The organism is Sulfurovum sp. (assembly GCF_036568385.1).
Taxonomy (GTDB): Bacteria; Campylobacterota; Campylobacteria; order Campylobacterales; family Sulfurovaceae; genus Sulfurovum.
Map to the genome: position 1 here is coordinate 1 of NZ_DATCSP010000062.1, position 10,433 is coordinate 10,433.

Annotated in this window: 10 protein-coding genes; 1 reads left to right on the forward strand and 9 read right to left on the reverse strand. The window is 42.1% G+C overall.

Translation table 11 applies throughout. The annotated features are described in order from the left end of the window. Positions 1 to 349, forward strand: a 349-nt coding sequence (locus tag VIM88_RS06830; RefSeq protein WP_331862141.1) for a phosphate-starvation-inducible PsiE family protein, incomplete at its 5' end; no start/stop codon positions are given. Here the strand turns inward: VIM88_RS06830 and VIM88_RS06835 are convergent. The 9 genes from VIM88_RS06835 to VIM88_RS06875 all read right to left on the reverse strand — a co-directional run bounded on the left by VIM88_RS06835 (position 346) and on the right by VIM88_RS06875 (position 10,124). Continuing rightward, positions 346 to 1,032, reverse strand: a complete 687-nt coding sequence (locus VIM88_RS06835) for a response regulator transcription factor (RefSeq protein WP_331862142.1) — start codon at positions 1,030 to 1,032, stop codon at positions 346 to 348. The two genes, VIM88_RS06830 and VIM88_RS06835, sit on opposite strands and share 4 nt — an antisense overlap. A 123-nt stretch (positions 1,033 to 1,155) precedes the next feature. Next, the gene (locus VIM88_RS06840) at positions 1,156 to 1,842 is read right to left on the reverse strand and encodes a response regulator transcription factor (protein WP_331862143.1); all 687 of its coding nucleotides are present in this window, start codon (positions 1,840 to 1,842) and stop codon (positions 1,156 to 1,158) included. Between the two features lie 36 nt (positions 1,843 to 1,878). Further along, positions 1,879 to 5,064: a carboxypeptidase regulatory-like domain-containing protein gene (locus VIM88_RS06845; RefSeq protein ID WP_331862144.1), complete on the reverse strand. Its 3,186-nt coding sequence runs from the start codon at positions 5,062 to 5,064 to the stop codon at positions 1,879 to 1,881. Beyond that, the gene (locus VIM88_RS06850) at positions 5,065 to 6,348 is read right to left on the reverse strand and encodes a tetratricopeptide repeat protein (protein WP_331862145.1); all 1,284 of its coding nucleotides are present in this window, start codon (positions 6,346 to 6,348) and stop codon (positions 5,065 to 5,067) included. It lies immediately after the preceding gene. Positions 6,349 to 6,357: 9 nt separating this feature from the next. Next, positions 6,358 to 6,996, reverse strand: coding sequence for an energy transducer TonB (locus VIM88_RS06855; RefSeq protein WP_331862146.1), 639 nt, complete (start codon positions 6,994 to 6,996; stop codon positions 6,358 to 6,360). Positions 6,997 to 7,002: 6 nt separating this feature from the next. After that, positions 7,003 to 7,407 (reverse strand): ExbD/TolR family protein, encoded by a 405-nt coding sequence (locus VIM88_RS06860; protein ID WP_289401295.1) that lies wholly within the window; start codon positions 7,405 to 7,407, stop codon positions 7,003 to 7,005. Continuing rightward, complete coding sequence (locus VIM88_RS06865) at positions 7,404 to 8,018, reverse strand: MotA/TolQ/ExbB proton channel family protein (RefSeq protein ID WP_331862147.1); 615 nt, start codon at positions 8,016 to 8,018, stop codon at positions 7,404 to 7,406. The genes VIM88_RS06860 and VIM88_RS06865 overlap by 4 nt, the downstream gene beginning before the upstream one ends. A gap of 1 nt (position 8,019) precedes the next feature. Beyond that, positions 8,020 to 9,357, reverse strand: coding sequence for a MotA/TolQ/ExbB proton channel family protein (locus VIM88_RS06870; RefSeq protein WP_331862148.1), 1,338 nt, complete (start codon positions 9,355 to 9,357; stop codon positions 8,020 to 8,022). Continuing rightward, on the reverse strand, positions 9,357 to 10,124 hold the full coding sequence (locus tag VIM88_RS06875; RefSeq protein ID WP_331862149.1) for a DUF3450 family protein: 768 nt from the start codon (positions 10,122 to 10,124) through the stop codon (positions 9,357 to 9,359). Before VIM88_RS06875 ends, VIM88_RS06870 begins: the two co-directional genes overlap by 1 nt. Positions 10,125 to 10,433 lie beyond the last annotated feature (309 nt).

A 10,433-nucleotide genomic window follows, 5' to 3' on the forward strand; every position in this document is an offset into this window, starting at 1 on the left:
CTATGAACTGCTCTTCTCAGTGCTTATTTTTACGCTGATCCTGGTGACACATTATCCTTTTTATAAAGCCATTATCCTGATGCTCGAGTTTATTGTGATCATAGAAGTAGTGAAAATGATCTCTGATTTTGTGGTAAAGCGAAAACTGCGCCTTAGGTATGTGATCGATGTTTTTATCGTCTTTCTGATCAGGGATGTCGTGATCCTGGTGACCAATCCAAAAAAAGAGTTTGAGGAGATCCTCTTTTTGCTCTTTGTGATATTGGTCTTTTTCGTCTTTAGGGTAATGGCGTTAAAGTTTTCACCTGGCCTCTTCTCCAAAATGGCAAAAGGCTCCTGTCACGGTTAATGAAAATTATACCCTACGCCCCATACAGGATGAAAATAGTTCTGTTCATTGTTTGGGTCTATCTTGTTTTTAAGCCGATTAATGGCTACATTGACAGCATTGTCGTTCACTTCTGTACCTTCTGTTCCCCATACCTCATCACGGAGAAAATCCCTTGTCAGTGCCTGATCGATATGCTTCATGAAAGTGTGCAGCAGCTTAAACTCAAGGTTGGTAAGCGTTACCGGCTCTCCATCAATCGTAAGCACTTTCTTCACCAGGTCCATAGTAAGATGCTTATACTTGATGCGTTCCTGCTTTTGAAGCATGCCTGAACGTTTAAGCAGGGCATTTACCCTGAGTACCAGTTCTTTCGGAGAAAAAGGCTTATAGATGTAGTCATCTCCTCCTGCTGCGAAACCCTCTTCAAGATCGGAATCCTTGTCTTTCGCGGTGAGAAAGATCACAGGGATATCATACCCTAACTCGCGCAGGTAGGTAACAAACTTGCTCCCTTCCATTCCCGGAAGATTACGGTCAGAGATAATAAGAGAAGGGTTTTCTTCTTCCAAAAACTGTTCTACGTTTTCTGTAGAGAGAAACCCGGTAACGCTGTACCCTTCTTTACCCAGATGATACTCAATGAGCTCTAGAATATCCTCTTCATCTTCAATGACAACTATTTCTATATTTTCATTTTGCATGCATGAATTATAACATACACTTGAAATTTATATCTTGCTTTTTCTTAAATGTATCGATCTCTTATTTGATACATATCTTTATGTCATTAATGGAGTATTGGAACCTGGGGGAAACGCTGTAAGCTATTGAAATTTATATCCTATACCACGAACAGGAACGATGTACTCTTTATCCTCCCGGGGGTCGATTTTTTTCTTTAGACGATTGATGGTAACATTGACCGTACGTTTTTGAGTGGTCTCATTATCATTCCAAATATTTTGGAGCAGATATTCTCTTTTAAGCACTCTGTTTTTATTTTTTATAAATAGACTAAGAAGTTCAAATTCTAATTTTGTCAGTTCCACTTCATGATTGTCAACATAGGTCATGCGTGTATTGACATCCAAGACAATATCTCTGGCTGAAAGCCTCTCCTGTTCCATGGAAGATGTGCGTCTGAGTATGGCTTTTACACGATAAAGCAACTCTTTCATATTAAAAGGTTTGCGTAAATAGTCATCTCCCCCACACAGGAACCCCTCTTCGATCTCCTCATCGGTAGCTTTTGCAGAGACGAATATCACAGGAGTTGTCATCCCTTTATGACGAAGATAACTGATAAATTCACTGCCCTCTACCTGTGGAAGCGTGCGATCTACAAGCAACAGATCAACCCCTTCTTCAAGAACAGCCTCAGCTTTCTTTGTAGAGGTCAAACCGATCACCTTATACCCTTCTTTCATCAGATGAAATTTTTCCAGCTCCAATAGATCTTCATTGTCTTCAATAATCAGAATGGTTGCGATTGGGTCAATAATACTATCCATTGCAAATCCTTTTTTATCTAGATCGATCTTCATTTATTAGTATTTGTAGGAAATAGAAATATCAAAAGTCGTGCCTGTCTTAAATTCTTTAGTGATATTGTCACCTTGCTTCCAAATTGTCTTATCATCAAGCAGATTTCCTAGTTTTGTCTTTAGTGTATAGTCATTAAACTTTTCGATCCATACAAAGTCTAAGAGACTTGGAGGTATCTCTGTAGTATCCGGAAACCTTTTATCACCACCGTCCTCTATGAGACCTACTTTTCTAATTCGTTCTCCCATTTTATTAAAAGATAATGCTACATTTCTTTCATCATCGTCATATCCGAGTGTGGTATTGATAACGATATTCGAAAGGCCTTGAAGCTGCCTATGATTGTTGGTATATTGTTCTTCTTGTTCAGCACTAAGTGTCACATCAGATTCGGTATAAGAAAAGTTCCCGGAAATATAATAGTTACTAAAACTATTATTGATAAAATCAAAGTTCTTTCGTCCATCAAACTCAATACCGTAAAGTATTGCCGACTCAGAGTTCATAAAAGAGTAAACAGGTAATCCGCCAGATTGTTGTTGTGTATCTTCTATCGGTTTATCAAGATGTTTGAAAAATAAACCTGTTTTTATATTTTCTGTATCTGATATATAGTGCGAGTATTTTAAATCTACACTATAGATATCTGTAGTTTCCAAATCAGGATTACCCTGAACCAATGCTACTTCATAGGGGTGAAAATAAGCACCTTCTGTAAATTCTCTAAGGTCAGGAACAATATATGTTCTAGATAAAGCAAGGTCAAAATGATTATTCTCATTATATTTATATTTTGCACTAAAACTAGGGTAAATATCATTTATTGTCACCTCTTCAGGTACACGACGTACAATAGACTCTTCATCTTTTTTAAATTGAAGTACCGTTTGTGAAAGATCTACATACTTTGCTCCTGCAATAAGTTCCAGTTTTTCAAAAGGTTTCATAAAAACAGATCCATAAAAACTCGTTTCATCAACCTCTGCATCAAAGTAGTCAGCAGCTTCAAACAAAGTGTTGATGACTAGAGGTCTTGTTTCATAAGTATAATTATCCCTCACCTGTTCCCAATATATAGTCTCTATATCAGTTGCTAAATCTTCTCTATCAATAGGATTATAATACCAAACGTTCTTTTCTAACTTAAACTTGGTTCTTCTGGATACTCTCTCTTTTGTTGAAAAATTGAAGCCTACATCTATATGATCGTCTTTACTAAATATTTCCAAATCCGTTTTGTTCTTCACATACATAGCAAAAATGTCATCATCTGACTTAAGTCTATCTGCAATATTATTCTCTTTGCTAAAGTCTAATACCATAACATCTTCACCATTAATATTTTGTTCAACATAATAATATTTATAGTTGTTTGGTTGATATAAATTTGCAGTTGCCCACTCTAAACCAAAATCTAAATGGCCTTTATGATTGAAAAGTTCGTAGTCAAATTCACCATTTATTTGGTCTGCATTAAGTACCCGTTCTTCCCAGTCTAAAAAATAACGTTCTCCCACAAGGTCATCATTACCAAGTATACCTTTGACAACTCTTGTTGATTTTTCAGCATCCCGTGTATAGAGTTTTGTGTATTTTAGTTTTAAAACATCCATATAGTTGTATCCTATATTAAGCATACCACCATGTGAATAATTTGATGTTGTATTTCTGATAGTACCGTATTGTATTGGTGTATCATATAGATCATTGGTTTGAAGATTGTAATCGTAACTAGAGTAGCTTTCTTCTTTAAATTCATGATCTTGAGAATAACCGTAATTACCAAATATTGAAACCTTATTCTCATCATTTATATCTAGAATATAAGCACCCTCTACTGATCCACTTCCTCCAACAGGAAGATTACGTTGTTCTACACTATAATCTCTGTCAACATAGTCTCTTGTAAAATCACTCATTTGCTCAGGGGTAAATTCGCCAGAAGGACCAATGTCTAGAAAGTTTGGCACTTTGGAACCTTCTTGCACTGCAGCAGCCTGTAAAATAGTGTCCAGTATTGCTCTGTAGCCATTATCATACCCCAGCCAATCCGTTTCACTCCCAGCATAGTTATCACTATCTTTACCAGTATTGCTATTCCCTTTTATCCCTAAAGAGATCTTGATAAAGTTTTCACTTGGTTCATCTTTGGTTCTAATATCAACATACCCTCCTCCAAAACTATTTGGAATATCAGCTGTTGCACTTTTCTGTACCTTCATTGAACCGATCACACTGGCCGGGAATATATCAAGGGGAACGGATCTTTTTGTAGGGTCCGGAGAAGGAAGCGGCAATGAGTTCATCTCTATGTTTGAATATCTATCTCCCAATCCACGGACATAAATATTTTTTCCATCGACTAAAGTCACCCCGGTCACTCTCTTGAGTGCCGAGGCAGCATCACTGTCTCCCTTTTTTGATATTTCTGCAGAACCCAAAATATTGGCAACAGCATTGATATTTTTCTCTTCAGCCATAACATCTGCGATACTTCCTTCGATCTTCGGTGCAAGGACGACAAACTCTTCCAGCTCCATACTTGCCGGCGTCAGCTTGACCGTTCTTGAAGTGGTACCGTCTTTTTTGACCACGATCCCTCCGATGGTCTGTGCACTGTAGGCTGAATGCACTACCGAGATGCTTAACGTCTTTCCTGAAGGCACTTTGGCAGAAAAACGGCCGTTTTCATCCGTTCTTACATCTACCGCCGTACCTCTGACAAAGACCCTTGCCCCTGAGATCGGTGTATTTCCCTCGGAAGAGAGTACCTGACCTGCAAGTCTCCCTTCTCCTGTGGCTTTCTCTTCTTCTCTTTCCACAGATTTTGCTACAGCTACAGGAACATCGATATCGATGCTGTCTGCTCCCTTTTTCGAAAGCGTCGCAATGACCTCCGTATCTCTTCCCTCTTTGATAGAAACCGGCTTTTTAAAGTACCCCAGGTTTTCACCTGCCGCATTTTTTCCAAAGATCTCCACCTGGTGTCTGCCGGCAGCAAGCGGTATCTTTACCGCACCATCTCCATCGGTTTTGAAAACCTTTTTGCCGTCGATCTTCACTTCATTGTTAGAAAGTGGTTTCCCCTCACTGAAAAGCAACACTGAAAGCGTACCCTCTTTTAATTCACTGGCCATGACTGCCAGCGGCAGTGTCATTAAAAGCAATAATTGCACTAACTTCTTCATCTATATACACTCCAGACTGTTACTTCTACATTTTTCTATATTTTTACGGATCACCGTCGCTTTGGAGAAGAGCTCATCATCTTCGATCTTCTTAAGATGCTCTTCCGCACTCTCATAATCTTTGACCATATAGTAGGCATATGCCAAGGCATAACGCATATTGTCATTTTGCAAAAGACCGTATCTGTCCAAGGCATCTTTGAGTCCGATGATCTTTTCAAACTCGCCTTTTCCAACGTAGATCGCTACTTTCTGTTTGGTCTTCTCTTCTCTGTCCGTCATCATAGAATTAAGATAGAGCGCATGCGCAAGTTCGCCGTTCCTTCTGTACATCTCCGCCGCTTCTTTCAGATAGTTCGCATCATAGAAAGAACCCTTCTCAAAAAGATCGGCCGTGACATGAGGCATATCTTTCTGGTTATAGTAATGCCCCAAAAGGATATGCACTTTTGCAGAAGACGGGAACTTCAGTTTTGCCTCTTCAAGCACTTTGATCGCCTCTTCTGACTCACCGCCGCTTTGAAGCATCTGGGCCAAAGAGATATACTCCTCTGCATTCGCTGGTATCTTTTTCATATAGGCTTTTGCCGCATCGATCGACGCCTGGTAGAGCTTGAGTTCGGCAAAGTAGTAAAACTTCTGTTTCAGGAGTGTCGCATCTTCAGGGAAAAGCTTTGCTCCCCTGCTCAAGGCATCGATCGCAGAAGCTTTCTGGTCCGCTTTCCAGTAACACTCTGCTCTAAGCGTGAACAAAGAGGCACTGGCACGTCCTTTTTCACCGGCTGCATCCAGTGCATGTACCGCATTGATGTACTCTTCAGCCTTGTAATACGCCTGGGAAAGATAGATATAGATCTCTTCGATCTGATCTTTTCTCAGTTTTTCCGGATCAAATACAGGTTTTTTGACCACAGGTTCTTCTGCTTTTTTCTTTTCAGAAAAGAGACTGAAGAGATACTCTCTTTTAGGCCCCTCTTCGACCGGAGGCTCATACACCTTTTGCTTCGTGGCTATGATCGCCTGTTTAAATGCCGCGATAGAGGAGGCGTAGTTCTCGTTTTTCAGGAAGATCAGCCCTCTCATATTATGATACTTGTCCCATTCGATCTTCGTTTGGGAGTCTTTTGCCTGCTGAAGCTCTTCAAGCGCTTTATCGTACTTTCCGTCATAATACATGATCGTAGCGATCTCCATGTGATCGATCGTTTGTTCTTCAGCCTCTTTTGCCTGGAGTGAATATGTCAAGAAAAAGACAACCGATAGTGTAATGATTTTTTTCAACATGATCTCACCTTAATTAAAATCGAAGCGTACTTTCTGCTTCGCCCATACTTTGACCGGGTTACCCTTATATTTTGCCGGAGCAAAACGCCAGCTTCTTACACCTCTCAATGCTGCCTGATCAAACACACCTGCCGGGCTTGATGCGACCACTTTGGCAAGCTCCACACTTCCGTCCTTACCGATAAGCAGGTTCACGACCACATACCCTTTGATACGTTTTTTTGCCGCAGCCGCAGGATAATCCAACGGACCGCGTGAAATGACCCTTGGTTTGCTGTCGACCGTTCCTTCGCTCATCGCTGCATCCGCTGCCATATCGCCCAACAGGCTTTTCCCATCGCCGATGAAATCGCCTGTAGCGAACTCAGGGATATTCATTGCGATCCCGCCAAGCATCGCCCCCAGGTCAGGCAGCGGTGCTTTCGGCTGCGCTTTCGGCTTCGGCTTCGGCTTCGGTTTTGGCTTCTCCACTTTTGGCGGCTGTTTTGTCATCTGCATATAACGCATAGGGTCTTTGACCTTTTTCTCTTTTTTCTCGACCTTTGCATTAAATGAAACAACCAGTACCATCATCAGGAAAGCACCCAGACCCATAGCCCATAAGGCAAAGGTTTTGGCACGGTCTCTATTAAACTTTGTAGTCGTCATAACAGCTTATCCCATCTCTTTTGATGTGGATACCGCTACATCTTTTGCCCCTGACATACGACACTCATCTACGACATCGATCAGTGTCTCCACAGGGATTGTATCGTCAGAGATGACCAGTACCGACTTCTCGGTAGATGTACGCAGCAGATCTCTCAGTTTACTCTGGATCGCCCATAGCTGTACCGGTTGGTTGTCAATGTAAACCTGAGAAGTATTGTCAATATAGACACGTACCACTTTCGCATCTGACTTGCTGGCACTCGCTGCAGAAGGACGCTCAAGGTCCAGTTTCATATCTTTGACAAAGGTAGTCGTTACCATAAAAAAGATCAATAGGATAAAAACCATATCGATCAATGGTGATACATCTACATTGTCTACTTCTTGTTTTTTTGGTCTAATTCTCATGCTGCATCCTTCGTGGATATAATATCTGTGATCTGTTCAAATTCAAGTTCATAGCGTTCTGCCTTCCTGTCAAGCACACGCCCCACGATCAACCCTGGAACGGCAACCACCAATCCAAGTTCCGTCGTAAAGAGCGCTTTGGAGATACCGCCCGAGATACTCGCTCCCTGGGCGAACATGGTACTGCTTTGCAGGGCATCAAAGGTCTCGATCATCCCCATGACCGTCCCGAGCAGACCTACCAACGGCGCAAGGACTACGATCGTTCTGATCATGATCCTGTAACTGTTCACATCGCTGTAGTACGGAAGCAGGACACCATTGATATGTTTTCTTACATCTGCCCCGATCGCTTTTGCCTCTTGTGCTGCATCCAGCGCATCAGCAACGGCATGATCAAGCAGTCCTCTCATCGCCTGTTCTTCCCCTCTTGTTTCATGCTTGGTGATCAGACGGCGGACATTTCCTTTGGTTCCCCTCTTAAGGATAAAATAACGATATCCCAAACCATACCAGAGGAAGAAGTTGAGTACAAAAAGTACCCACATGACCACCCCTCCGGTATTCATAAGGTCGACAAATCTGCCGATTAGCTCAAATGGCGAAAGCATCTTAGCCTCTATACTTCTCGTAAAGATTTACGATATGTAAAGCACTTTGCTCCATAGAGTCTTTTATGCTCTGTGCCCAACCGGAAAGCAGGTTTCCGATCAACAGAAGCGGGATCGCTACGATCAGACCCTGCATCGTTGTCACAAGGGCTGCAGAGATACCGCCTGAAAGCAGTTTCGGGTCACCTGTACCAAACTCTGTGATCACTTCGAAAGTTTCGATCATTCCCGTGACCGTACCCAGAAGTCCCATCAGCGGTGCGACCGCTGCGATGACCAGGACAAAACTACCAAATCTGTCGATCTGCGTACTCTCATTCAGGATGTTTTCCATAATCACGTCTTCAACGTGTGCTCTCTCTTTTTTGATATTTCTCAACGTCGCTTTGATCACTCTTGCCGTTGAACCCTTATATCCTTTAAGCTTCTCAAGCGCAACCGTACTTCCTTCACCGGATTCAAATGTATCCACCACGATCTGGGTGATCTCATGCACTCTGGTCTTCGCTCCCATCAGGTTGATCACTCTCAGTCCTAAGAGAACCAGACCAAAGAGTCCAAGTGCAAAGATGATATATCCGATGATACCCCCATCTTCCATCGTATCCACAAAGGTCTTCTCGGTCACGTAATCCACCTCTTTATCAAGGTTTTCGTAGACAAAGATATCGATCGTGTCTGTCTTCTCTTTGGCGAACATTGCCTTCGCATCATCCGCTGAACCCACGGCATTCCATAGTTTATAGTTACCTTCTCCTGCCGGTGCAAGTGCTCCGGCTGCTTCTTTAGCGATACCGTACGCAGCGATGTTCCCTACTTTTACGATATCACCTTCGATCTTTTTACCATCCGGAAGATAGAACGCGCCTTTTTCATTTCTCAATGAAGAGAGCTCGCCATACAACATGATAGAAGTACCGAATGCCTGCTGGATCTTCTCCAGATCATTGGTTCTATTGTCATCTGAAACTTTCACACCATAGGGTTCCAGTGCCAAACGTGCCTGGTTGACGACATTGCCAGTCAACCCTCCGTCTTCCTCCTTCTCCTCCAATATCTTGGAAACCTTTTCCAGTTTTTCACTGCTTACTTTTGCCTTTTCAGATACTTCAAGCAGTTTTTCCTGAAGTGCTTCTACCTTCTCTTGGGATGCATTAAGTTCATTGGCCTGCTGTACTTTGTCTGATGCAAGTCTTTTTTCCAGTTCTGCTTTTTGCGCTTTAAGGAATGCATACTCTTTTTGGTAGGCTCTTTCAAGTTCCCCTGCCTGTACCGCTGCAGAAAGTGACAAAAATGTCACCATCGCGAAAAATAGTTTAGTGATAGATAATGCTTTCATTAGTTGGCTCCTCTGAGTAGTAGTGCATTGGGCAGTGTAAAGTATCCTGTACGGATCTGCTTCTGCAGTGCATCAAACAGATCGATGATCTGATCACGTTCTGTATTGTCTGCCGCGACCACATAGCTGTAGGTTTTCCCCTCTTGCTTCACATACCCGACTCTGTCGTCCGGTGTTGCAAAGAACATCATCACTGAGCCTACTTTGGCGATCTTCGCCATCGTCTCTTTTCCATCCAGTGTGATCTCCTGTTTGAACTGCCCGATCTCTTTGGTCAAACGCAGAGTATCGTCATAGCTCGCCCAGGTCAATGCAAGTGCTTTCTCTTGTGAAATATTCCCGTTCTTAAGGTCATCTTTGATCTGATGAAGTCCTGCTACTCTCTCTTCCACTTTGAAAGGGATACCTGCTTTGATCTCTTTTTCAAGTGCATCAAGCGCATCGGTCACTACGGGCTTAAGGTCCACTGTAGCACTTCCCAGCGTTTCAAGCTTTTTTTCTGTTTTTTCAATGCTTTGCTGGGTCAGTTTCAAGGCAGTCTCTTGTCTATTGATCTGTGCTTCATTATCGGAGATCTGCAATGCATAGGATTTCATCTGAGACCGATATGCCTCTTTGTTGTCATCGATCTGCGTATAGAGAGACTCAACATCTGATCTGAGTTCCATAATGGACTTGATCATTTCATCTTGAGCCATAAGCGTAGGGGATAAAAGTGTACCAGATACTACCAGTGAAAGCAGAATCTTTTTAGGAATAGTAACCATTGTTGCTCCAAAAAAATTATTTGGCGTATGCTATCCCAATTGGGTTACAAATTGGTAACAATGATGTTATTGATATAACGAAGTAAAATACGAGTATAAAAAATAAAGCACAAGCAGAGATTGCTTGTGCAAAAGAAGAGTTAGTTATTTAGTATTTGTAGGATCTAGATCAAATATCGCTTCAAGCTCAGCCGCGTCCGTAGAAGTAGCATCCGTACTGGTAAACTTGTAAGGGCTGCTACCCCCTAACACTACATTATTGAATGAAATGTTTGCAAAGTCCGGTGTTGGTTTAGAATGGAAAGCACC

What these genes read in the sequence shown, in the direction of transcription:
- VIM88_RS06860 (WP_289401295.1), bottom strand. Translation starts at nt 7,407, where the DNA reads ATGAGAATTAGACCAAAAAAACAAGAAGTAGACAATGTAGATGTATCA.
- VIM88_RS06855 (WP_331862146.1), bottom strand. Translation starts at nt 6,996, where the DNA reads ATGACGACTACAAAGTTTAATAGAGACCGTGCCAAAACCTTTGCCTTA.
- VIM88_RS06870 (WP_331862148.1), bottom strand. Translation starts at nt 9,357, where the DNA reads ATGAAAGCATTATCTATCACTAAACTATTTTTCGCGATGGTGACATTT.
- VIM88_RS06845 (WP_331862144.1), bottom strand. Translation starts at nt 5,064, where the DNA reads ATGAAGAAGTTAGTGCAATTATTGCTTTTAATGACACTGCCGCTGGCA.
- VIM88_RS06850 (WP_331862145.1), bottom strand. Translation starts at nt 6,348, where the DNA reads ATGTTGAAAAAAATCATTACACTATCGGTTGTCTTTTTCTTGACATAT.
- VIM88_RS06865 (WP_331862147.1), bottom strand. Translation starts at nt 8,018, where the DNA reads ATGCTTTCGCCATTTGAGCTAATCGGCAGATTTGTCGACCTTATGAAT.
- VIM88_RS06835 (WP_331862142.1), bottom strand. Translation starts at nt 1,032, where the DNA reads ATGCAAAATGAAAATATAGAAATAGTTGTCATTGAAGATGAAGAGGAT.
- VIM88_RS06840 (WP_331862143.1), bottom strand. Translation starts at nt 1,842, where the DNA reads ATGGATAGTATTATTGACCCAATCGCAACCATTCTGATTATTGAAGAC.
- VIM88_RS06875 (WP_331862149.1), bottom strand. Translation starts at nt 10,124, where the DNA reads ATGGTTACTATTCCTAAAAAGATTCTGCTTTCACTGGTAGTATCTGGT.